This window comes from Gilliamella sp. WF3-4 (genome assembly GCF_001690275.1).
GTDB lineage: Bacteria > Pseudomonadota > Gammaproteobacteria > Enterobacterales > Orbaceae > Gilliamella > Gilliamella apicola_C.
Genome location: NZ_LZGW01000017.1, coordinates 73,356 through 97,405, shown reverse-complemented (window position 1 = coordinate 97,405; position 24,050 = coordinate 73,356). Strand labels below are relative to the sequence as shown.

At 34.4% G+C, this 24,050-nt stretch carries 18 protein-coding genes and 1 pseudogene; 10 read left to right on the top strand and 9 right to left on the bottom strand.

Going from position 1 to position 24,050, the window contains the following annotated elements; translation table 11 throughout:
• Window positions 1-34: 34 nt before the first annotated feature.
• The 3 genes and pseudogenes from zwf to A9G47_RS14590 all read left to right on the top strand — a co-directional run.
• Window positions 35-1,492, top strand: a complete 1,458-nt coding sequence (gene zwf, locus A9G47_RS03830; RefSeq protein WP_065567999.1) for a glucose-6-phosphate dehydrogenase — start codon at window positions 35-37, stop codon at window positions 1,490-1,492.
• A gap of 16 nt (window positions 1,493-1,508) precedes the next feature.
• A complete protein-coding gene (gene pgl / locus A9G47_RS03825; protein WP_065642204.1) occupies window positions 1,509-2,207 on the top strand; it encodes a 6-phosphogluconolactonase in 699 nt (232 codons plus the stop codon).
• Window positions 2,208-2,390: 183 nt separating this feature from the next.
• Window positions 2,391-2,549: pseudogene (locus A9G47_RS14590) on the top strand (integrase core domain-containing protein); the annotation flags it as partial.
• A gap of 111 nt (window positions 2,550-2,660) precedes the next feature.
• Here the strand turns inward: A9G47_RS14590 and A9G47_RS03820 are convergent.
• The 9 genes from A9G47_RS03820 to A9G47_RS03770 form a co-directional block, all read right to left on the bottom strand.
• Window positions 2,661-3,650 (bottom strand): hypothetical protein, encoded by a 990-nt coding sequence (locus A9G47_RS03820; protein WP_065642203.1) that lies wholly within the window; start codon window positions 3,648-3,650, stop codon window positions 2,661-2,663.
• Between the two features lie 69 nt (window positions 3,651-3,719).
• Entirely contained in the window at window positions 3,720-4,355 is a 636-nt protein-coding gene (locus A9G47_RS03815; protein ID WP_065642202.1) for a hypothetical protein, read from the bottom strand.
• Window positions 4,352-6,067, bottom strand: coding sequence for a hypothetical protein (locus A9G47_RS03810; RefSeq protein ID WP_065642201.1), 1,716 nt, complete (start codon window positions 6,065-6,067; stop codon window positions 4,352-4,354). The genes A9G47_RS03815 and A9G47_RS03810 overlap by 4 nt, the downstream gene beginning before the upstream one ends.
• Before the next feature lie 102 nt (window positions 6,068-6,169).
• Window positions 6,170-6,421, bottom strand: coding sequence for a hypothetical protein (locus tag A9G47_RS03805; RefSeq protein ID WP_065642200.1), 252 nt, complete (start codon window positions 6,419-6,421; stop codon window positions 6,170-6,172).
• A 443-nt stretch (window positions 6,422-6,864) separates the two neighbouring features.
• On the bottom strand, window positions 6,865-7,842 hold the full coding sequence (locus tag A9G47_RS03795; RefSeq protein ID WP_065580431.1) for a hypothetical protein: 978 nt from the start codon (window positions 7,840-7,842) through the stop codon (window positions 6,865-6,867).
• A 1-nt stretch (window position 7,843) separates the two neighbouring features.
• Complete coding sequence (locus tag A9G47_RS03790; protein WP_065642198.1) at window positions 7,844-8,782, bottom strand: glycoside hydrolase family 19 protein; 939 nt, start codon at window positions 8,780-8,782, stop codon at window positions 7,844-7,846.
• Between the two features lie 38 nt (window positions 8,783-8,820).
• The gene (locus A9G47_RS03785) at window positions 8,821-9,558 is read right to left on the bottom strand and encodes a hypothetical protein (protein WP_065566065.1); all 738 of its coding nucleotides are present in this window, start codon (window positions 9,556-9,558) and stop codon (window positions 8,821-8,823) included.
• Between the two features lie 389 nt (window positions 9,559-9,947).
• Window positions 9,948-13,298 carry a lysozyme gene (locus A9G47_RS03775; protein WP_065642197.1) on the bottom strand — a complete coding sequence of 1,117 codons (3,351 nt, stop codon included), beginning with the start codon at window positions 13,296-13,298 and terminating at the stop codon, window positions 9,948-9,950.
• Between the two features lie 11 nt (window positions 13,299-13,309).
• Entirely contained in the window at window positions 13,310-15,829 is a 2,520-nt protein-coding gene (locus A9G47_RS03770) for a type VI secretion system Vgr family protein (RefSeq protein WP_065642196.1), read from the bottom strand.
• A 630-nt stretch (window positions 15,830-16,459) separates the two neighbouring features.
• Between A9G47_RS03770 and mraZ the strand changes: the two genes are divergently transcribed.
• Genes mraZ through mraY form a run of 7 tightly spaced genes read left to right on the top strand, consistent with a single transcriptional unit; the run spans window position 16,460 to window position 24,030 of the window.
• Window positions 16,460-16,906 carry a division/cell wall cluster transcriptional repressor MraZ gene (gene mraZ / locus A9G47_RS03765; RefSeq protein ID WP_065642195.1) on the top strand — a complete coding sequence of 149 codons (447 nt, stop codon included), beginning with the start codon at window positions 16,460-16,462 and terminating at the stop codon, window positions 16,904-16,906.
• A gap of 16 nt (window positions 16,907-16,922) precedes the next feature.
• Window positions 16,923-17,858 (top strand): 16S rRNA (cytosine(1402)-N(4))-methyltransferase RsmH, encoded by a 936-nt coding sequence (gene rsmH, locus A9G47_RS03760; RefSeq protein ID WP_065642194.1) that lies wholly within the window; start codon window positions 16,923-16,925, stop codon window positions 17,856-17,858.
• A complete protein-coding gene (gene ftsL, locus A9G47_RS03755) occupies window positions 17,851-18,234 on the top strand; it encodes a cell division protein FtsL (RefSeq protein WP_081297831.1) in 384 nt (127 codons plus the stop codon). The genes rsmH and ftsL overlap by 8 nt, the downstream gene beginning before the upstream one ends.
• Window positions 18,234-20,003: a peptidoglycan glycosyltransferase FtsI gene (gene ftsI, locus A9G47_RS03750; RefSeq protein ID WP_065566557.1), complete on the top strand. Its 1,770-nt coding sequence runs from the start codon at window positions 18,234-18,236 to the stop codon at window positions 20,001-20,003. The genes ftsL and ftsI overlap by 1 nt, the downstream gene beginning before the upstream one ends.
• Window positions 20,004-20,016: 13 nt before the next feature.
• Window positions 20,017-21,573 (top strand): UDP-N-acetylmuramoyl-L-alanyl-D-glutamate--2,6-diaminopimelate ligase, encoded by a 1,557-nt coding sequence (murE, locus tag A9G47_RS03745; RefSeq protein WP_065642193.1) that lies wholly within the window; start codon window positions 20,017-20,019, stop codon window positions 21,571-21,573.
• Window positions 21,570-22,943 carry a UDP-N-acetylmuramoyl-tripeptide--D-alanyl-D-alanine ligase gene (murF, locus tag A9G47_RS03740; RefSeq protein WP_065566555.1) on the top strand — a complete coding sequence of 458 codons (1,374 nt, stop codon included), beginning with the start codon at window positions 21,570-21,572 and terminating at the stop codon, window positions 22,941-22,943. The genes murE and murF overlap by 4 nt, the downstream gene beginning before the upstream one ends.
• Window positions 22,944-22,947: 4 nt before the next feature.
• Complete coding sequence (mraY, locus tag A9G47_RS03735; RefSeq protein WP_065566554.1) at window positions 22,948-24,030, top strand: phospho-N-acetylmuramoyl-pentapeptide-transferase; 1,083 nt, start codon at window positions 22,948-22,950, stop codon at window positions 24,028-24,030.
• Window positions 24,031-24,050: the final 20 nt, after the last annotated feature.

The window sequence follows — 24,050 nt, the reverse complement described above, 5'->3', positions numbered from 1 at the left end:
GAATGATTACATTATATCATCGTAGGAGAGAACCATGTCTGATATCCCAGCTTGCGATTTAGTTATTTTTGGTGCTAAAGGGGATTTGACAAGACGTAAATTACTACCGTCTTTATACCAATTAGAAAAATATGGAAAACTACCTGAACAAACCAAGATTTTAGGTGTAGGACGTGCTGATTGGGATCACGCTGCTTATTGTGAGGTAGCAAAAGATGCCCTAACCTCATTTATGCCAGAGCCATTAGACGATAGTATTTGGCAACGATTCAGCCAACGATTAAACTTTCATAAACTAGATGTTAATGATCGCGCTGGATTTGAAACACTGAAAAATAAACTTGATTCAAACAACCCTGCTATTTTTTATTTTGCAATGCATCCAGGGGCTTTTGGTACTATTTGCCAAGGCTTAGCTGCTGCGGGATTAAACCAATTACAAAATAGAATTGTAATGGAAAAACCGCTTGGAACCGATCTAAAATCATCTCGCGAAATTAATGATTCAGTGGCTAAATTCTTTAATGAATCGCAAGTTTATCGTATTGATCACTACTTAGGTAAGGAATCTGTATTAAACCTATTAGCTTTACGCTTTGCAAATACGGTGTTTGCGTCATTTTGGGATCGTAATTCTATTGATCATGTCGAAATTACTGTGGCTGAACAAGTTGGTATTGAAGGCCGCTGGGGATATTTTGACAAAGCAGGGCAAATGCGCGACATGGTACAAAATCATTTATTACAAATCTTAACGATGATTGCAATGTCACCACCAGCAAATCTTGAAGATGATAGTCTACGTAATGAAAAAATAGCCGTACTTAATGCGCTTAGACCAATTGATAAAACAAATATCCGTGAAAAAGTAGTTCGGGGTCAATATACAGCAGGCTTTGTTAATGGCGTTAATGTCCCAGGTTATTTAGAAGAAGATGGCGCAAATCAAAAAAGCAATACCGAGACATTTGTTGCCATTCGCGTTGACATTGATAACTGGCGTTGGGCAGGTGTTCCTTTTTATTTACGCACAGGCAAACGCTTACCAAGTAAATGTTCTGAAGTTGTTGTCTATTTCAAACCGTTACCGCTTAACCTTTTTAGCGAATCTTATCCAGAATTACCACAAAATAAATTGACTATTCGTCTACAACCTGATGAAGGTATGGATATTGAGATTCTAAATAAAGTACCAGGTTTAGATAGCACTCACAATTTGCAAACGACTAAACTTGATTTAAGTTTTAGCGAAACTTTTCATCAACAAAGTGCTGATGCCTATGAGCGTTTACTACTTGAAGTTATGCGTGGTCGCCAAGCATTATTTGTTCATCGTGATGAAGTTGAGGCAGCATGGAAATGGGTCGATTCAATTGTTAGAGCGTGGGAGTTAGACAATGAACAGCCAAAAACTTACCAAGCCGGAACTTGGGGACCTGTAGCATCAGTTGCATTGATTACTAAAGATGGGCATTCATGGCACGAATTCTAATAAAGGAAAATAAAATATGTTTACGTTAAATAAATATGAGAATAATCAGTTATTGATTGAAGATTTAACCTCACATATAGTCAACAAGTTAAAACAGGCGATTGAACAAAAAGGCCATGCTTCCATTGCTGTTTCAGGGGGTAAAACACCAATTCCACTTTTTGCTTTACTCAGCCAACAAGATATGGAGTGGAGCCGAGTTTTTATTACGTTAGTTGATGATAGATGGGTGGATAATACTGATGATGCCAGTAACGAAAAGCTTGTAATAGCTCATTTATTACAAAACAATGCAAAAGTGGCTAATTTTGTTGGCTTGAAGAATAATTGTGATAATCCATTTAATGGAGCAGAAATTACTGAAAAGATGCTAGATAAAATTCCAATGCCATTTGATGTAATAATTTTAGGCATGGGAGAAGATGGACACACTGCTTCATTATTTCCTGGTGCAGCTAATTTGGCAAGGGGTTTAGATATGAAATCCGGTCGAAAAGTTGTGGGTATGACACCATTAACCGCGCCACTTGATCGTATAACATTAACACTGCCAACTATTTTAAATAGTAAAAACATATACTTGCATTTAGTAGGAGAAAGCAAAATGCATGTGTTAGAACAAGCTGAAAAAGGTAATGATGTTAATCAAATGCCGATTCGTGCTATCTTGCAACAAGATAAAGTTAATGTCACTGCTTTTTGGGCTGCATCTTAAGTTTTTTACAGTTTTGTTTATCGACTTGCAGTGGTAATGAATTTTTACGATAAATTTTGCTTCCAAAGCACTGGATCAGTGGTGCTTTGGCCTTACCAATTAATCCCCTGAATACTCTTTTATTGGCTTTTCAGCTTGTTTTACTGTTTTTCTTTTTTTGGGATCTCTTAAATTGACTGTAACTATCGCACTGAGGTACTCGATTTATATCTATTTAATAATCTAGAACAAGCAAGAAAGGTAACCGAAGAATAGCTAACCATTTATAACACCGAAAGACCGCATGAGGCACTAAATAACATGACACCGATTGAATACAAAACACTAAAACAAGCAGCATGATTTTCTACGTGAGTTATGTACTAAGTTTGGGGTATTTATATTTACATTTACAGTACAAGGCAAGCCCCAAAACAAAGTGCATAAGTTTTAAAATAAACTTCATTTCTCCAGTTAATTTTCTACCTGATTTAGCTTGTTATCTATTTTTTCTATTTGTTGTTTTATTTGTTCTGTTAAACAACGGGTAATTTTATGGGTAAAGGTGGTCGCTTCATTATGGTAAACTGGTGGCGGTATCATTAAACAAGCTTTATTAATTTGCTTATCTATTACCTCAATAGAATCTTTGGGCTCGTTTTCTTTTGCTTGAAGTAATGCTAATTTTTTAACTAAAAGGTCATGATAATAGTTGTAAGATTCTATATTGCAAGTCGTATTATATTCATCTTGATAACAAGTTCTAAGTTTATCCGTTTCAAAATTTGATGGTTCAGATTTATCGGGCACTTCAAATTGATCTGGATAAATAATACGATATTTATAACCATCATCAAATAAAAATTCTTTAAGCTTAAATTGCAAATTTTCTTTATCAATTTGATAATATTTATATTTTACTGATTCTATATGTCTACTGTATTCATTTAATGATAATGTGTATACATCACTGTTATTAGAATCAATATAGTAATATTTTGAATGTAAATAAAAAGCTTGATGAGAATTATAAGCGTAGCTTGCTAACGTAATGGTATCTCTGATTTGTTGCTTATAAACAAGCGATAGATTCACTTCATAAACAATATCTTCAAGTGAATAATTAGGCTTATTACTAGGAATTTTGCTTTTTTTTCTATCCATAACTAATTCTAGGTCACCATCACGATATATGACCGTTCTTTTATCTATTAAATCATACAGCCTATTAAAATCGAACTCAGTAGTATTTAAAGGGCAACGGTTCCTATCAATTTCGCGTTGTTGATTGCTAAGCTTTTCCCAAAAATCTTCATGGCTATAACATTTGTTAATTAACTCATCGACATTAACTTCTTTTACAAATGAAGCCCCTGTATATTTTTTATCAATAGTAGAGAGCTGACTATAACAAAGCGGAGTATTAATAAATAATAACAAGCCAATACAATAAGATACTTTCATTATAAAAATTTGCCTTTAACTTTTGACCAATCTGTATAAATCAGATTATAAAACGGGTTTTCATTAATTTTATATAGCATTGATAATTTTTTCTTTCACTTTTTTAAACTCACCCGAAGTAGTCATTTGATATACCGATTTTTTGAGAAAATGAATATCACCATTTTTAAATTTAGGATCATTATCAATTAAGGTTTGTTCTATTTGATTTACTAAAATTTTGCCATTTGCCTGTATCTTAAAATCGCTCCACCATAATGCTTCGCCTTCAGCGCTTAATCGTGCATCTAAAACAATAGCATCAATAAAATGCCCTTTAGCATCATAACTATTTAATTGAAAAATAAATACAGGATTATCATTATCACCATAATACATATAGACTATTCCTTTATATACGATATTTTTGTAATTAAAGTAAACAGCCGGAAAATAAAAACTATTTTTATAAGTGAATCTTTGTAGTTTTGGGGTATATGAGTATTCTTTGAACTGAAACCGAAAAGGAATTTTTTCATTAGATAATAAGTGTAATGCACCTATTTCATCATCCCAATAATAGTATTTTTCTAAATCCCTAGAAGAATAAGGTAAGTCTATTTTTTGATAATGGCATAAATCATTTTTAAAATGATCAGCCATTGCCATGTTAAGGTAGCCAAATGTTATTAAATAAATAACAATAGGATAAGTAAAATATTTCACTTTTTGATTTCCTTCACTTTTTTCATATCATAAAATTGCACATGCAAATGATGATTGTGGTTATTTGTGTCCTTTGTTATATGGTTTGGAAATTTTTTAACTCCGTTTAAGGTATAACTCCAACCAAGCATATTGGTCCAACCAAATTTATATAATGCATCATTCCATTTATTTTGACGTTCCACATCTAATAATTCAGGATGGACATCAATGAAAAGACTAGTCCCTGCTCCTTTTGTTAAAATTCCATCTTTCTTTAAATATTTAAAATCACCATGATATCCATTACGATGAGATTTACTACTCCCTGACCCGCCTTTAATAGTACTAAAACCATTACAACTGATATCAGTAAAATTCACCTCTAACATTGCTCCCAAAAAACTTGCCAAGGTATCACCATTCATAAAATATCGTTGTTGGTCACTATCAACATTAAAACGGTATACTAAACCATATTGTGAGTAATCTTGAGATACATTTCTTAAATCAATAAGGTGAATATATTTGGTAAGACCATATCTTTGGTGTGGATAGAAATTATTTTGTATTTCAATATAATCATATATGCCTAATTGATGAATATTATTACGCTTATCATGATAAACATATTTATATTTTTGCTCATAACCTTCGAGTATTTCTTGTGGTATATGTTTTTCAATGTTTCCATCATGATAAATATGATAAGTAACTATGCCTATTGATTTGATGTTGAAATACCCTACCATCGCCACGGGATGAATAAACCACGCCTTCCCATCAGCATTCAGCGTGGCTGGTGGAGCTGAGTCTGTTGGGGTGGTTGTGGTATTGGTTGTCTCGCCATTTTCTGGAGGCGTGTCTTGGGGTTGATTCAACTTAGCTAAGCCTTTAGCAACATCATCCCACCATAACATTTTCTTGATTTTCTCTTTGGTCTTTTCCCAAGCTGTCACTTGTTTTTCTAACTGTTTAAGCAAAAAATAGATGTCCAATTGCCCTTTACTGAGCTTTTCTGTTGGGCTGTCTATATAGTCTGCTGGAAAACGTGCTATGCTTCTTCTTAGCTCTTCTAATCCTTTTTTGACTGATTTCTGTTCATCTGCTGCTAGTGTGTTTACATAGATATCACATTTTGCTTCATCCGCTTCTTTTAAATACGTTAATACATTTTTAGCATTTTCCGTCAGCTCGCTGTTTAATGCTTCCCATTTCGGCATTTTTCCTTCAGCATCAATTTTACTATACCATTCGCTTTCGTAATTGATTAATAAGCGACTTAATGCCGTAAATAGCATCGGTTTATCTGCAATACCTTTAAAACTCGCTTCTTTTATACTGGTATATATTTTTGTTTCAACATGGTATTGCTTATCAAGAATAGATAATGTTTCTTTTATTGTTGGTTTATATTGCGATAATGAATGGTTGTCTTTATTACGTTTTAACGATTTGTCTGCGTCAAGGTAGAGTTCTTTTAATGTGGACGTTTCTTTTATCTGCATAAAATCAAACCAATTCCAACAACTGACCCGCTTAGCACCTTCACCATTCACTAACACCCAACCACTTCTTTTTCGGTTTTTATCATCAAGCACATCGACTTTTAACCACAAGTTACCTTGGGCATCTATTGCTCGATTGTCGCTTAGCGATAACTTTGCATCATTCATCTCAACCCGTAATGCTGTGTGTACTAAAAATGGGGTATTTACATTACCACTCTCCATTTAGTTTGGTGCTACTTTTAAAATATTTTCCTTTAATTAATAATTTTCCTCTTGTCCAAAAACAATTGCTCACATCTATTGCAAGATAAAAATAACTATTTATTAATTTTCTTTTTCAGGAAGTAATTTTGCTTTCGTTGCAAAATAATATTCTCCGTTAGGAGCAGTAATTAATTCCCAAATTAAATTATCTTCTTGTAGTCTAATAATAGCTATACCATTTTTACCGCCAAAAGTACTATCAAAATGAACCTTAATTTGATTATTAATTAACTTAGATGCAAAAGGTATAGGGCAATCTATTTTATTACCATAATTAACAATAGAACATAATTTCCCTATTACTATTGTCAATTTTTAATTGTATAGAAAAAACACTATAAGATATTTCATTTTTTTCTAAATAGATTTCTTCAGCCCAAGTTTGTTCAATATTTAAAGCACAGGCATAATCTAAATGTAATAAAACAAACAAAACAAATAATATATTGCGCATAAAACTAGTCCTCTTTAATGACTAATTTAGTATAATATGCTTTCCTTATGTCAGTAATACGCGTTAATAATTTATTTTTATCAGAAATAGAATTTATAATAAGAGCTGTCGCTTCTCCCATTTTCCCATCAATAATATCGCCAATACCAACCTGCTGAATCAGCAGAATATGATAATTTATCAGAAATCCAGAAATAATTAATTACAACATCAATAACTGAAAATGAAGAATATTTTGCATAATTTTTCTTTCAAGTTAATTGCATCAATCCTCTGCATTTATATTTTGAAATTAAAATAGTCAATTAAAACTGTTTAACATCATTGGTTCAACAGAATTTTTTTCACATTTATAGTTATTTAAACGTTTTCCATTTTGGATTATTTGAATAGACTCATTTTTTGGTTGAGTATTTATCAAGTATTGAGTATTTTTATTAACAAAAGTTATTATATGAGCACTTCCATCTTGATTAGTTAATTCTTTTATTAATTCTAATTTTATATTTGATTTATTTCCAAATCGATACAGTAAATTATGAGTTACATAATTGTAGCAAATTGATAATTGATTATTACCAATTCGACAACCGAACGCATCTTTTTCATTCTGACTCTTTTTACAAAGAGTTGAATCTTTATAAAATATATTTTGATTATAAAGTGTGATAATATCTTCATATCCCATTGAAAGTAATTTAGTATAAAACTTATCTTGCCAAACTGTATCTATATTTGTTTTTAACAAATTCTTAGCTAAAAACAAAATAAAATAATCTGTATATGAAAGGGTAGCTTTGTTAATAAAAGAATCTTGTTTTTTTGATAAAATAGTTTCAATAAATTTATCAGTATTATCATCAATATTTTCAATTGAATAATCAGTAACCTGTCCAAGGGAAAAATCTAAGTATATTTCTCCTATTTTAATTAACTTCTTATTTTTACTTGTTAAATAAGTTATTTTAGCAGGGCTTTGCATACCACCAAATTTATCAAAAATGGATATAATTCCCAAATCTGAAATCTCAATTGAAGGATTCATCCCTCCTATATAAATATAATTATTTACATTTCCATCTATGTCCAAGTTCAAATCAATTTGCGAAATTATACCTTCTTCAGGTTTACTGAAACGGCAATATGTATATTTACCATTGAATTTATCGCCATTGATAAATTGCCCTTTAAGATCATTTGATTTTGTTTCACTACATATTTGAGCATATAAAGGAAAATTCAAATAAAACAAAATAATAAAAATAATTTTTTTTTTCATGTTAATTTTCCCTTTGTAATGTTGTATAGAAATCTTTTAAAGCTGTTTCAACTTCTTTTACTTTATTTTTGTTATTTTCATACCATTTACTATTAATCATTGCGCTTGTATCAAAAGAATAGTTATCAAACTTAATATCGTGATATAAAAGACAGTTCTTAATATTAAACTTATCGTATAAAGTGATAAGTGCCTTATTTCTTTCTACAACATGGTTATATCCACCATTTACAGCCATGGTAACTTTAAGAAAGTCATTATTTGCTGCAATGCTATTAATATTTCCCCACGCACTTCCATTTATCCAATACCAAAATGCAGATTTTATTGTAAAATCTAAAGTAGAACATACTATATCCGGGTTATCTTTAAGTGTGTTGTTATTAATATATTTACCGAAAGAGTCATAATTATAGTTATGGGTAATTTGAATAAGTCCTCTACCATGATAATTTGCGCCTCCTTTATAATTGTTCCAATGAGAAGGCGTTGAACCATCCTTATTTTTATATTCTTCTGCTGTTCTAAAAAAATCACTTTCACATAATATCTGCGATATAAAATGCGCTTTCTGAAGACAGCTAGTAACATTGTGTTGAGTAAAATACTTATTCAATTTTAAAAGAAACGTACTTAATGATGTATTTTTCAAATCGTTATTCATTTTATAAAATAATCCGTTACGCAAAATATCATTAGGCATTATTGATTTAAATTGATCTTCAGTTATATGCTTATTACACACACAACTTTCAAAATTAAAAATATGCATTGTTACAGGATGAATAAACCACGCCTTACCATTATCGCTAAGCGTGGCTGGTGGGGTGGTATCTGCAGGGGGAGTTGTGGTATCCGTTGTCTCGCCATTTTCTTGGGAGGTGTCATTTTGTTGGTTTAGCTTGGCTAAGCCTTTAGCAACATCATCCCACCATAACATTTTTTGATTTGTTCAGATATTATTCTTGCATAGTCAAATTAATGTACTTGTAAAGCCGACGAATGAACCCATTTAACAATTAACTTCTGGGTTTTAGTTAAATATCGAATTTGATAAAAATCGTCTCGGTACTGTAATAACTCTACCTTGTCATCTTCAATTAAATACATTTTAGTTTTTGAGTTTTCCAAAGCATCATCATATAAATAAGCCTGTTTAATAGCTATCTTTTTAATTATTGGTTTTCTATCAAGAAGATTATGCTCATTTGTCACCAATAAATAATTTAAATTTTTATTATAAATTTTACGCTGCACCATATCACAACCAATACATTGATCTTCTAATATTATTTGATAATATTTCTCCTTTTCTTTATAAAGTTTTTCATACCACTTTCCTCCATCAAGAAAACGATTAATTAATTGATCATTGGTTTTCTTATAATCACATAACTGAGAACCATCGCTTAAAATTTGTTTCCCTTTAGCTTGAATAATATGATTTTTTATTTCATAAAGCGAATAACACTTATTAGGTGTAGAATTATATTTTAATGTCATCAATAAATAATTTTGACCCAAAAATTTGTCAATTGATAAGATTGATTCATCAATTTCATCATTCAACTCCATGGGTACTTTAATTTGTTGACAATCAGAACTATTATCAAAACAATGATAAATTGATTGTTTTATTTTATTAAATTCTATACTTCCATATGAATGTGTCGTTAGGAAATAAAAAAATAATATTGATATTTTTACTAATTGCATATTATTGAATAATATTTAATTATTTAATTTACATTAATCATCTAATTCTTCTAGCTCCTGATTCTGTAATAACTTGTTATTTTTATATATACTTAATTGATTATCTCGAATAATGTAATAATAATCATTGTTTTGAAATTGATACCCTAATAAGCGATGAGATGAATAATGATTTATAGTTTCCCCTTTTAAAAATATATATAGCTGATCCTTCTTTCTCGTTCCTTCATAATAAACATTTTTACAGTCTAATTCCCCCTCTTCGCAACAATAGGATATTTTAATATTATATTTTAAAGAGTTATATTTAGTTGTATACAGACAAGAATGATTAAAATCATTAGCTAAACAAACAAAAGATAGTAATGGCATTATAATGAAAATTATTTTCATATTTCTTTATATTCTCCATCCAAATGACTATATGTAGTATATTTATTATTTTTAAATAAATAATATTCCGAACGTCTTCGATTATTAACGCCTTGATTAAATTTTCCTTGGGAGTTACTCCAAGATAACCATGCTTCCTCTAATGAATTATAAGTATAAGATCCTTTTGGATTATTTATCATTTTTACTACAGTTGAACTCTTAAATCCTCCAATGCCAATATTAAAAGAAAAAGCAACTAAAGCATCAAATTCATATTGATGAAGTGTTATTTTTATATTTTCGGAAACAACCTTAATATAACCTTTTAAATTTAAATCATTAGAAAGCAATTTTTCTGCTGTAGCTTCATTTATACCATTTTTATATAGTTCAAACTCTTCAGAAGATTTGATCAAATGCCCAATACCAATAGTAGCTCCTTTAGTATAATTTGTAATAGTTTTACCTGTTTGATCATCATACGGCTTCAATCTTAATCCTTCCCATTTTTTTAGAAATGCAATTCCTTTTTTGCTAAATTTGATTTCTTTATAAGCGGCTAGCTGCATAATAGTAACAGGATGAATAAACCACGCCTTGCCATCATCGCTAAGCGTGGCAGGTGGGGTGGTGTCTGTTGCGGTGGTTGTAGCAGTTGTGGCACTGGTTGCCTCGCCATTTTTTGGGGGCGTGTCGTTTTGTTGGTTTAACTTCGATAAGCCTTTAGCCACATCATCCCACCATAACATCTTTTTTATCTTCTCTTTGGTCTTTTCCCAAGCTGTTACTTGTTTTTCTAATGCTTCCATTTTGGCATAAGATTCAAACTGTTCTTTAGTCAGCTTTTTCGAGGGTGATTCTTTATAATCTGCAGGAAAACGGCTTATTTCTCGTCTTAGTGTTTCAAACCCTTTCGCTTCAGGGGAGTCCTTTGCTTTACCTACACGGCTTAAATATGCATCTAATTTTGCTTCGTCACCCGTTTGTAAATACGCTAATATATTTTTAGCATTTTCCGTCAGCTCGCTGTTTAACGCTTCCCATTTCGGCATTTTGCCTTCAGCATCAATTTCACTATACCATTCGCTTTCGTAATTGATTAATAAGCGACTTAATGCCGTAAATAGCATCGGTTTATCTGCAACACCTTTAAAACTCGCTTCTTTTATACTGGTATATATTTTTGTTTCAACATGGTATTGCTTATCAAGAATAGATAATGTTTCTTTTATTGTTGGTTTATATTGCGATAATGAATGGTTGTCTTTATTACGTTTTAACGATTTGTCTGCGTCAAGGTAGAGTTCTTTTAATGTGGCCGTTTCTTTTATCTGCATAAAATCAAACCAATCCCAACAACTGACCCGCTTAGCACCTTCACCATTCACTAACACCCAACCACTTCTTTTTCGGTTTTTATCATCAAGTACATCGACTTTTAACCACAAGTTACCTTGTGCGTCTATTGCTCGATTGTCGCTTAGTGATAACTTTGCATCATTCATCTCGACCTGTAATGCTGTGCCCACAATTAGTGTGCTACTGAGTATATTACTCGCTTGTAAAGGATGCTTAGTCCAAGCAGCCGTGTTTTCGGCTAAAGATAACTCCCCATTCGGTTTGGCTACTTTGGCAATAGCTGCTTCATTTTTTATCCATAATGTCTTTTTTTCTGTTTCTGATGAATAAATTTCAATCTGTAACCAAGCCACCTTCACATCTTGACTCATTACATTGATTTTGGTCTTTGCATACGGTTTACCCACTGTCGTATCCGATGCAGCTTCTTTTTCCAGTAGTTTGACCTGTTTAGCTATACCCAAAAAGGCTTTATCTCCCTCTGGGATTTTACTCGCTTCTGCTTGTGTTTGCGTGATATAGCTTGGCAAGTCTTCACAAGTGAAACATTCAACATGTAAATGAGGACAAAATTCTTTATCGTTTGAACCTTCACCTAATGGCAAGGTTTCAAGATTAGAATATTTGCTTTTGAGTATACCTTTATTTTGGTTATGACCAATATGTCCCACTAAATCACCCGCTTTAATCGGAAAGGGTTTCTCTAATACCACTACTTCGTTGTATTTTTTTCCTCTGACTATATTTTCAAGGCAATCATACCAAACTTTTTTCTTTTCTGCCGGTAACGGTAGTGTGGGGTTTCCATCTCTAACCACTTCCGTTAACTCAACATAATTTTTCGTTTTTTTCTCTCCTGATATTTTAACTTGTGTGCCCTCTGGTAGCATTGAGTAAAGTTTTTTATCGTTTTTATCCTTAAAGTCATTCCAGACTCTTAGACCTTTAGATTTAACTAAATTAGCGTTAAATTCTTTTTTTTCTTTCGCCAATGTTATATCCGTTTCACTACTCAATATTTCAAATTCTGATGTTGTTACTGCTTTGCCAGTATACACCCAACCTAAAATATCGACTTCTGTTCCTGTTTTATCACATTTGTATTTTATAGGTTTTAATTCAGGAATTGAAAAATACCCTTCGACAAAATTCGAAACAGCATACCATTCATATTTTTCATCATGCAAATCTAGATTTAAATTGACTTTTGTGCCTTTTTGTAACACGGCGCGTATATTTTTATTATTTGAATTATCGGGTTTTTCTCGAATATTTAACCCAGCTACGTAATCTAAGTCCTTATGCCCTACGCGAACACGATAAATATCCTGCTCCCAAAATGCGGGAGTTGGCTCGTTAGGATTTTTATCGTAATAGTTTGTATCAGCTAAATGCATATACAAACTATAAAAATAAAGACGGTGTCCCGGCTGTTTTTCTTTTGCTGGCTCTGTCGTGTTGGGTGTTGTCTCTGACGTTGTTGCCGCTTCAGATGAAGAGGATGTGTCGGTCGCTGTCTCTGTATTTGTCTGAGGGGTTGTAGGGGGTGTAGGCGTTGTTGTATCGGTACTATTACTTGGTGATTGCGCCTGATTAGTATCCGCCGCTGTCCCTTCTGTATTGGTGTTATTTTCGGTTGTATCGCTTTCTGATACTGGCGTTTCTTCTACATGCTCCATTTCAAGTAAGTGCCTAACCAGAACAAAACCCGTTGAGAAAAAAACAACTTCATCGCCTTTATCTATTTTTTGATAACGGTCATTAACCCGATAAGCGATAATCTCACCATCAGCAATACAATGCACTCTACGCTCTTTTTCATTCCCCAACTTTTTAAGAGCATTTAAATCAAAATGAACGCCACAGTGCATAAGCTTGTTTACACTGACAGGATAAAACCCCGTTGATGCCGACATTAATGCTTCGTAATAAGTATTGGCACTTAATTTTTCTTTTCCATTTACAATAACGGGATATTTCCATTTTTTTACTGCTGATAATGTCATTTTTTAGTTCCTTAACCTGAAAAATTAACATGGCCACTCTCTATTAATCGCCTAAGCGCGACATCAACATCACTTTTTGAGAATTTAAGTTTATTATCATCTATACGTGCCGGCCCCATCTTTTGCATCACATTACATTTAAGATACACATTATCTTGCGTGCCCAGTTCAATGCCGGCACTGCTGATTTTGATATAAGAGCCACCACAGATTAGGGTCAGCGCTTTAGTAGCTGTTATCTGTGTTTCACCATCAACACTGTCTATTTTTATATCTTGCTTAGCCGCCATATTGAGGTTGGCATTTTGGGCTTGCACTGCAATATCGCCTTGGTTGGCAAACAGTTTCATGCCTGATTTATGGGCAAATAGCCCTATTGCTTCGCCAGATGATACGGTGATGTTTTTTAATGCGGCGATATCGGTTTGGTTTTCACTGGTTAGGGTTAAGCTGTTGTTTGTTGTCAATTGGATGTTTTCTGGGCTGGTTAAGGCAATGCCTTCTTGCGCATAGGCCAGTAGGCCACTTTGGGTTAGCTCGCTTAAGTTGGCTTTAAGTTGGTCTTGACTGTCGGTATCGGCACTGTGTGCGTCGGACTGGGTAGCGGCATTTTGTAGCGCTTTGGCAATCGATAAGGCATTTTCAAGTTGGCTTATTGCCGCTTGCATATCCAGTTGTTTGCCTTGGGCTTTCGGCTCGGTTTGGGTGGTTAAGTATAAGCCTTTGTTGGCAGCAATCGCCCCCCATTCATCGGTTCTAAGTTCAAACCCTTCACCACGTTGTGCTTTTTTTTCGTTAACAAGGTGACCAAGGTTAAGTTGGCTTTTGCCGTATTCGGTGGCGAGTTTGATATGCTCTTGCCCGCGTTTATCATCCATGCGCAGTTTGTTGTTGGCGGGGGTGCGAATCACATTGCGGTGTTTGTTTACCGTAGTCACATGGTCAGGGTGGGCGCTGTCGTGCATGGCATGGGCAATATACGGCCTATCTGGATTGCCATTCATAAAGGCAATCGCCACTTCCGTGCCGTCAATTAATGGGAAGTGAAAACCATAGGTGTTACCCGAATAAGGTTTTGCTAAGCGTACCCATAGGCTTTCATTGCCCTTTTTCCACGCTTTTAAGTCAAAGTTGAATTTAACTCGGTAGCGCCCGTGAGTGTCAATATAGCCATAGGTGTCATTATCAGGGCTAGTCACTCGTGCGGGTAAGGTGCCACTAACTTGTGGCCAACGTATAGGCGCTGGGCGATAAGGTTTTAAGGCTTGATAGGGAATGGCGGTAAAGGTGAGTGCATAGGCATCAGTACGGTTACCTTGTCCTTGCACACTTAAAATGAGGATACCGTCATTAATATTCGTCAGCGGACTGCCGTTGATATTAATCCATTGACCGGGAGCAAGGTTATAGTGATTACTCTTACCTTTAATGATAATTTGCTGGCTAATCGCCTGCTCATGGCGAATACGTGCATACCACTGACCACTTTCAATCTGATTATCGTTTTGATTATCGTTATACTGGTTACTACCATTAGGATTACCATGGTTACCAACGCCATTGTTATTTGTGTTACTCGTTTGCGAGTTATCTTGTCCGTTGCTATTTAAGCCTTTATAGTGCTCGGCATAACGGTAATCCTTGCCATAGGTGGTGAGGACTTTGGGTTGGGTGTTTATTTCGCTCTGTAAGTCGGCTAGGGCATCACGGTAGTTATAGTCTTGAACGGTCACTGAGGCCGGTACCACTTCGCTATGTAAGGTGATATCCCAAACACTTTCCACACCCGTATCGGCCATGCCACTCGGCAGTTTATAGTCGATATTGGCCACTTGCGCATAGCCTTGTTCATAATCACTTAACACCATCACATCACAATCATGTTCGGCATGGGTTTCAAAGCGGAACCAGATACCGACATCGGCCAATAAGCGTTGAATAAATTCCAGGTCACTTTCTTGCCACTGGGTGATAAACTCCCGTTCAGGATAGCTGTCCTTGAGCGCTAACCGGTAATCAATGCCGGTAAAGCCGTGGCTGCGTAGCACTTCTTCAACCACACTGACCACACTTTGATTTTGAAATAGGGCACTATTTTTCCCTATCGCTAAGCGAGCTAATCGGGAAGATAACACGACTTGGTAATGGGCTTCATCTTTATTGACTGAGAGCTGGCTAAATTCAGTGATGACCCCATGCAAGGTGCGTTTATTCGTCACGGCGGGCAAGTCGCTTAGTGAACGAATAGCGGAAGTTAATGGCTTGTTAATAACAGGATTAAAGAAGAAAGTCGATTTTTGGTTAAGGAACGCATCGGGCGATAAGGTTTTATCAGGACAGGTAAAGGTAACCACATAACGCCAAGGTTGATTTAACTGCTCATCACCGTCAACATGCAAAACTGAAATTGGTGCGGTCAGCCCGTCAACGGTTAAGGTATAGCGGTTATGGCTAACCCCCCCTAAGCCGTCTATTAAATGGCTAAACTCGCCACCAAGTTGCCCCAAAAGGCGATTAAGTTCATTCGACATGTTTTGCTCTCCTATTATTCCTCATAATTTATTCCGTTTATTTTTATTTTAGTTATTATTTAATTTTACTGAGCGCAAAAAACAGACGGTTTAGCTAAAAAGTATACACCGCTTTAGTGTAAAATTTAATCTTTTTTTTTAAATTGTTAAATAAATGGTGTTTAATATTAATTGTTTATATTAGTTAAATCAGTCAGTGATAACCGTTTAATGCTTTGGCTGAATAAGGGATTTAAGCCATTTGATGCTTTATGAATAATGATTTATTAATCCCTTAAATTTAAAATGATTTTATACTGAAACGGTATAGATTCCTGAATATTTTTTACAAAAATCACTCTAATTTTGCGCCAATAAAATAGGAGGGAGTGATAATCATTATATAAATGAAAAATTTCCTCATTTGCCAATCCAGAAACGAAAGGAAAAGCAAAAAACGTGGTTTATCGTTGGATTTGTTCATTTTGAGGAAGAAAACCAATCATTTATAAATAATTAACCAACGGCCTATTATTTTGTGAGAATTTGTGGTAAAAAGTGGGGGTTAGTGGTAAAAATAGATTATTTAATTAACTTGATGATTTATATTAAATAAAAATTAACAAGAAATTTATAAATAATGGTGCCTTTATGTTTAGTGGTGCAATTTCAATCAATTTGGATAATAAAGGGCGGTTAGCTATTCCTACTCGCTACCGTGAATCTTTATCTAAAAGCATGGTTTGCACCATTGGCTTATACCACCCTTGTTTGACGCTTTATTCAATGTCTGAATGGCAAATGATCGAACAGCAACTTGCTACATTATCAACAATAGTTGAAGCTGAACGTAGAATTAAACGATTGTTATTGGGTTATGCAACTGAATGCATGATGGATAATTCGGGGCGAATTTTATTGCCATCTACACTACGGGCTTATGCAAAATTGGAAAGAAATACAATGCTTGTTGGTCAATCGAATAAATTCGAGATCTGGGATGAGACAATTTGGTATCAACAAATTCGTGATGATATTACTGCATTATCAACAGATATTGAAAACTTGTCAGATAATTTGAAAATTTTAACTATTTAATAAGAGCAAAAGATTGATGGATTATCAACATACAACGGTTTTATTAAACGAAGCTGTACAAGCATTAAATATAAAAAAAGATGGCATTTATGTTGATGGTACATTTGGGCGAGGTGGGCACTCTCGCTTAATACTTGAACAACTTGGTGCACAAGGACGATTGATTGCTATCGATCGTGATGAACGTGCTGAAGAAACTGCTTTAGAAATAATTGATCCTAGATTTACTTTTATTCGTGGTGAATTTTCAAATATATATGAGTATATTAATCAGTTAGCATTATTAGGTAAAATTGACGGTATTTTGTTAGACCTTGGTGTTTCATCACCACAACTTGATGATCCTGAAAGAGGATTCTCTTTTATGCGTGATGGACCTTTAGATATGCGAATGAATAACCAAAAAGGTTTAACTGCAAGTGAATGGTTACTAAACAGTGATGAAAACGATATTGCATGGGTGTTAAAAACATTTGGTGAAGAAAAATTTGCCAAACGTATTGCACATGCGATCGTCGAGCAAAATAAGATTTCACCCATTACTCGTACTCTGGAATTGGCTAAGTTAATTGAAAAAGCGACACCCAAAAAAGATAAAAATAAGCATCCTGCTACACGCAGTTTTCAAGCTATACGTATTTATATTAATAGTGAGCTAGAAGAAGTTGAGCAAGCATTAAATAGCAGTTTGTCGGTTCTTGCCAATCATGGCAGGCTTGCGGTTATTAGCTTTCATTCTTTAGAAGATAGAATTGTAAAGCAATTTATTAGCAAACAGAGTAAAGGCCCAGATTTACCCGCTCGATTACCATTAACAGAACAACAAATTCAACAATATGGCAGTGCTAGATTAAAATCACTCGGTAAAATTAAACCGAATACAATTGAAATTAATAATAACCCGCGCTCTCGAAGCGCAATATTAAGGGTAGCAGAAAGGAAACATGAATAGCCACCAACTCAATGATGCTTTTCGAGATAACATCTATATTGATAAAGATATTCAAAAAAAGCCAAATAAAAGCTTATTTGGCTTAATTATTGGCGATTTGTTTGGCCATCAAAAAATTTCATTATTATTACTTGTAATGATTATTATCTCTGCTGGTGCTGTATTAATAACAACGCAACAGGTTCGTAAACAGCTATTTGAGCGTGAGCAACTTTTATTAGAACAAGATGTATTAGAAAGTGAATGGCGGAACCTAATTATTGAAGAAAATGTACTTGCAGAGCCCAAGCGTATTGAAGAGAAAGCTAAGATTCAATTAGGTATGTCTTATGTAACACCACAAAATGAAACAGTTATTGTGATAAAGAGTAAATAATGAAGCCTGTTACTAAACATAAAAAAGATAAAACTAAAAAGGCAACAAAAACAAATAAGTTGAATAGTAAAAAGCAATTTTTTACTCCAAGCCGTTTTTATATTGTATATACTCTTATTATTTTTGCGATTATTAGTCTTATTGTTCGAATGGCATTATTACAAATTATTGAGCCAGACAAACTCATTGCTGAAGGTAATAAACGCTCGATACGTCATCAAGAAATGGATGCGCCAAGAGCAATGATAACTGACCGTCATGGCCGAGCATTAGCTGTAAGTGTGCCAATGTTTGATGTATGGGCAGATCCTAAAATCGTTGTACAAAAAGGCGGAGTTAAAGCAGATGATATCAGGTGGCAAGGTTTAGCTAAAACGTTGAATATTCCAATGTCGACACTAGAGCAAAAACTAGGTAATGCATCAATGCGATTTGTTTATTTATCTAGACAAGTAACACCAACTATATCTGATTATTTAAAAAAGCTAAAATTACCAGGGATATCATTTGCCAAAACATCCAAACGTTATTATCCTGCGGCAGAAAATATAGCTCAACTAATTGGTTTAACAGACATTGATGAAAATGGCGCTGAAAAGGGTTCTGAAGGCATTGAAAAAAGCTTTAATAAGTGGTTAATTGGTGAATCAGGGCAAAGAATTGTAAGGCGAGATCGAGTCGGTCGTGTTATTGAAGAATTAGAACGAACAGAAAGTGAAACAGCTGCAGACTTAACACTCAGCATAGACGAGCGTTTACAATCGTTGGTATATACCGAGCTTAGCCAAGCTGTTGAATTTAACAAAGCAGACAGTGGAACAGCAGTATTAGTTGATGTGCACACTGGCGAGATTTTAGCAATGGCAACCAGCCCATCTTATAACCCGAATAATCGTTCATCGCTTGATTATAATTTATTGAGAAATAGAGCTGTTACAGATGCGTTTGAACCAGGCTCGACTGTTAAACCTTTAGTAGTAATGGCTGCTTTAGAAAAGAAAATTGCCAATTTAAATACGATTATTGACACAAGACCATTTTATGTCAATCGCTATGAAATTAAAGATGTGTCATATCAAAAATCACTAAATTTGGCTGGTATATTAGAAAAATCCAGTAATGTTGGCGTAAGTAAACTTGCCTTACAAATGCAGCAAGGTGATCTTGTAGAATTCTATAGTCGTTTTGGGTTAGGCCAGCCAACAGAATTAGGTTTGGGTGGCGAAGTCAGTGGTTCAATTGCAGCGGATAGAACAAGAAAATGGGCTGATATTGAACGAGCTACATTTGCGTTTGGGTATGGGCTAAGAGTTACACCATTACAGTTAGCTAGGGCTTATGCGACTATCGGTAGTTATGGTATTTATCGACCAGTAACAATTTTAAAGGCCACCGAACCTGTTAAAGGCAAACGTGTTGTTTCTGAAAAAGATGCAAAAACAGTTGTTCAATTAATGGAAGCTGTAGCGGTTACTGGTGGCGGTACGAAGGCATCCGTCCCTGGTTACAGTGTTGCGGTTAAAACAGGAACTGCAAAAAAATTATCTGGTGGCCGGTATGTTAATCAATATCTGGCTTATACAGCAGGTATTGCCCCAGCAACAGGGCCAAAATATTCTCTTGTGGTTGTTATTGATAATCCTAAAGCTGGTCAGTATTATGGTGGCTCAGTCTCTGCCCCTGTTTTTAGTCGCATTATGGGAGGTGTTCTTAGAACAATGAATGTAAAACCAGATCGCCAAATTGATGGCCAAATGATTATTTATTAATAGGTGGAAAATAATGACTACAAGTTCTTTTTATACATTATTTGAGCTATTAGGTGGAGGTGAAAGTCGAAATCTAAAATTAGACAATTTTTCACTTAATCATTTGTGTATTGATAGCCGCAAAGTGAAAAAAAATGATGTATTTGTTGCTATCAAAGGGCATGCCGTTGACGGTCGAACATTTATTCCACAAGCTATTGCTGCTGGTGCTGCTGTTGTCTTGATCGAAACAAAAAGAAAATCAAATGACTTAAAAATTGATTATCTTAAGCAAAACAATAAATCTGTCATTCCACAAATAAGTGTTTTTCAACTTTCACAACGTTTATCATTAATTGCTAATGATTTTTATCATACCCCTTCAAAAAAATTATCCGTTATTGGTGTGACAGGAACGAATGGAAAAACAACCGTTAGCCAGCTTATTGCTCAATGTACAACATTATTGAATGAGAAAACAGCAATAATGGGGACTATTGGTAATGGCATTTATAATCAACTTGAACCATCTATCAATACGACGGCATCTGCAATAGATATACAAACATTATTAGCTAATTTTGTAAAAAAACAGGTGAAAATTGTAGCCATGGAGATTTCTTCTCATGGGCTTGCAATGGATCGTGTTAAAGGACTAAATTGTGCTGCCACCGTATTTACCAACCTAAGTCGCGATCATCTCGATTACCATAAAACCATGGGGAAGTACGCCAAAGCAAAATGGTCGCTATTTAGTCCTGATGAAAAAGAAAAACAAGTTTTAACCGCTGGCAAATCAATTATTAATTATGATGATAAATATGGAAAAAGATGGATTGAAAAGCTCACGCAAGTGACGGCTGTCTCATGCCAACCTAAATCATTACGACAATTAAAGGCCTTAAATATACCTTATGTTGGTGTTTCTATGATTGATTATCACGACAAAGGCGCCAAAATTTATATGGAGTCAAGTTGGGGAAACGCCATTATTAATAGTCGACTACTAGGTGAGTTTAACGTTTCTAATTTGTTATTAGCGATAGCTACACTTTTAACATTGAATTTTCCATTTTTTGCTGTAGTTAATATGGCCGCTTTTTTGAACCCCATTTGTGGGCGAATGGAGGTGTTACACGTAAAAAATAGTCCAACGGTTATTGTTGACTATGCGCATACTCCAGACGCATTACAAAAAGCCTTACAAGCAAGCCGAATACATTGTAAAGGTTCTTTATGGGTGATTTTTGGCTGTGGTGGAGATAGAGATATGGGTAAAAGGCCTTTAATGGCTAAAATAGCAGAACAATTTGCCGATAAGATTGTTCTGACAAATGACAATCCACGAACAGAAAACGAGATGAAAATTATTCATGACATTGAGCAAGGCTTAGTAAGTAAAAAAAATGTACAAGTTGTTACTGACAGAGTACAAGCGATAACCCAAACGCTTGCTCAAGCAAATATTAATGATGTGATATTGATTGCTGGAAAAGGGCATGAAGATTATCAAATTGTGGATAAAACTAAATATCATTACTCAGATCAAGAAACAGTCAAAAGACTTTTAGGAGTTGAAAGTCAATCATGATCCCATTAAAAATCGAACAATTAAAAAAAATTGTGGATGGTAAATTTTATCATATCCAAAACGAAAGTATTATGATTGATACTATTTGCACTGATTCACGAAAACTAACTGAAAAATCATTGTTTATCGCCTTAGTAGGTGATAGTTTTGATGGGCATGAATTTGCCCAACAAGCCATTCAAAATGGTGCTATTGCTGTGGTTGTCAATCGTAAACTCGATTGTCTAATACCGCAAATTGTCGTTGATGATACACGCCATGCATTAGGTAAAATTGCTTCATTTATTCGCCAGCAAAGTCAAGCAAAAATTGTCGCATTAACAGGCTCTTCTGGCAAAACTTCTGTTAAAGAGATGACAGCTGCAATTTTAGGCTTTTGTGGCCAAACACTTTATACTCAAGGGAATTTTAATAATGATATTGGTGTTCCACTTACCTTATTTCGTTTAACTCCCCAAGACAATTTTGCTGTAATAGAATTAGGTGCTAACCATATTGGCGAAATTGCTTATACTACAAATATTGTTAAGCCACAAAGTGCTTTAATTAATAATATTGCCGAAGCTCATATTGAGGGATTTGGCTCGCTTGAAGGTGTAGCAAAAGCTAAGGGTGAAATATTTCAAGGTTTGCCCAAAGATGGCATCGCTATTATTAATTTAGATAGTTGTTCAGATAAATGGTTTACTCAACTGATAAATAAAACAATTTGGACTTTCTCATTAGCTAATCCATCAGCTGATTTTTATGCCAGCAATATTACATATGCTCAAAACACTACTTTTATGTTACATACTCCTAAAGGCGAATGTGAAATTAAGTTACCACTAATTGGGCAACATAATATTTCAAATGCGATTGCAGCCTCCGCTTTGGCGATCTCTGTTGGTGCAACGTTCAACCAGATTCAGCAAGGTTTAGCCACTTTAAAACCAGTAAAAGGTCGGTTATTTCCAATCAAGCTAAATCAAACCCAATTAATTTGGGATGATACTTATAATGCCAATGTTGGTTCAATGTCTGCGGCAGTTAAAGTTTTGGCAAAGCAGCCTGGGTATCGAATTTTAGTGGTTGGTGATATGGGGGAATTAGGATGCGAAGCAGAAAAATATCATCGACAAATAGGTGAACTTGCTCATGATGAAAAACTGGATTGTGTCGTAAGTGTTGGCAAATTAAGTCAATTTATTAGCCAATATAGCGGGGTAGGTCACCATTTTAATAATAAACAAGATGCAGTAAATTATCTATTAATGTTATTACGTCAATATCCAACTTTAACTATGCTGGTTAAGGGGTCGCGTAGTGCCAAAATGGAAGAACTTATTGAAAAAATTCAAATTGAACAGCTGAAAATGAATCAGGATTAAAATTATGTTTGTGTGGATATCAGAATATTTAGTTAAACATTTTACCTTTTTTAATGTTATCTCTTATTTAACAGTAAGAGCCATTTTAGGTCTATTAACCTCGTTAGTTATTTCATTATTTATGGGACAAAAAGTTATTGATTGGTTACAAAAACTACAGATAGGACAGGTAATTCGTAATGATGGACCTGAATCCCATTTAAGTAAAAAAGGAACGCCAACTATGGGGGGGACGCTTATTTTAGCATCCATTTTATTATCGGTGTTGTTATGGGCAGATCTTCGTAATCCTTATATATGGATTACCTTATTTGTGTTAATGGGTTATGGCATTATTGGTTTTACTGATGATTATTTAAAAGTCATTCGTAAAAATAGTGCTGGTCTTATTGCCAGATGGAAATACTTTTGGCAATCAGTCATTGCGTTAATTGTCGCTTTTGGTCTTTATGTTTATGGAAAAGATAGCGCAGCAACAGTACTTGTTGTGCCATTTTTTAAAGATGTGATGCCTCAATTGGGTTTATGGTTTATCTTGTTAACTTATGTTGTTATTGTCGGTGCAGGTAATGCCGTTAATTTAACGGATGGACTTGATGGACTAGCCATTATGCCAACTGTTTTTGTTGCAGCTGGTTTTACTCTTGTCGCTTGGGCTACTGGCAATGTCAATTTTGCCGCCTATTTAAATATCCCTTATATTAAATTTAGTGGTGAATTGATGATTGTCTGCATGGCAATTATTGGCGCGGGACTTGGTTTTTTATGGTTTAACACATATCCTGCAATGGTTTTTATGGGCGACGTTGGCTCGTTAGCTTTAGGCGGGGTGTTTGGTATTATTGCTGTGTTATTACGACAAGAATTTTTATTACTCATTATGGGCGGGATCTTTGTTATCGAAACGCTCTCCGTTATTTTACAAGTTGGATCGTTTAAATTACGTGGTAAAAGAGTTTTCCGTATGGCACCCATTCATCATCACTATGAATTAAAAGGTTGGCCAGAACCGCGTGTTATTGTGCGTTTTTGGATAATTTCATTAATGTTAGTTGTAATAGGTTTATTAACATTGAAGTTACGTTAATAAACAATACTAGGATTGAA

Excerpts from the sequence above, each read along its gene's own strand:
- zwf (WP_065567999.1), top strand. The coding sequence starts at position 35 with ATGTCTGATATCCCAGCTTGCGATTTAGTTATTTTTGGTGCTAAAGGG.
- pgl (WP_065642204.1), top strand. The coding sequence starts at position 1,509 with ATGTTTACGTTAAATAAATATGAGAATAATCAGTTATTGATTGAAGAT.
- A9G47_RS03820 (WP_065642203.1), bottom strand. The coding sequence starts at position 3,650 with ATGAAAGTATCTTATTGTATTGGCTTGTTATTATTTATTAATACTCCG.
- A9G47_RS03810 (WP_065642201.1), bottom strand. The coding sequence starts at position 6,067 with ATGGAGAGTGGTAATGTAAATACCCCATTTTTAGTACACACAGCATTA.
- A9G47_RS03795 (WP_065580431.1), bottom strand. The coding sequence starts at position 7,842 with ATGAAAAAAAAAATTATTTTTATTATTTTGTTTTATTTGAATTTTCCT.
- A9G47_RS03790 (WP_065642198.1), bottom strand. The coding sequence starts at position 8,782 with ATGTTATGGTGGGATGATGTTGCTAAAGGCTTAGCCAAGCTAAACCAA.
- A9G47_RS03785 (WP_065566065.1), bottom strand. The coding sequence starts at position 9,558 with ATGCAATTAGTAAAAATATCAATATTATTTTTTTATTTCCTAACGACA.
- A9G47_RS03775 (WP_065642197.1), bottom strand. The coding sequence starts at position 13,298 with ATGACATTATCAGCAGTAAAAAAATGGAAATATCCCGTTATTGTAAAT.
- A9G47_RS03770 (WP_065642196.1), bottom strand. The coding sequence starts at position 15,829 with ATGTCGAATGAACTTAATCGCCTTTTGGGGCAACTTGGTGGCGAGTTT.
- mraZ (WP_065642195.1), top strand. The coding sequence starts at position 16,460 with ATGTTTAGTGGTGCAATTTCAATCAATTTGGATAATAAAGGGCGGTTA.
- rsmH (WP_065642194.1), top strand. The coding sequence starts at position 16,923 with ATGGATTATCAACATACAACGGTTTTATTAAACGAAGCTGTACAAGCA.
- ftsL (WP_081297831.1), top strand. The coding sequence starts at position 17,851 with ATGAATAGCCACCAACTCAATGATGCTTTTCGAGATAACATCTATATT.
- ftsI (WP_065566557.1), top strand. The coding sequence starts at position 18,234 with ATGAAGCCTGTTACTAAACATAAAAAAGATAAAACTAAAAAGGCAACA.
- murE (WP_065642193.1), top strand. The coding sequence starts at position 20,017 with ATGACTACAAGTTCTTTTTATACATTATTTGAGCTATTAGGTGGAGGT.
- murF (WP_065566555.1), top strand. The coding sequence starts at position 21,570 with ATGATCCCATTAAAAATCGAACAATTAAAAAAAATTGTGGATGGTAAA.
- mraY (WP_065566554.1), top strand. The coding sequence starts at position 22,948 with ATGTTTGTGTGGATATCAGAATATTTAGTTAAACATTTTACCTTTTTT.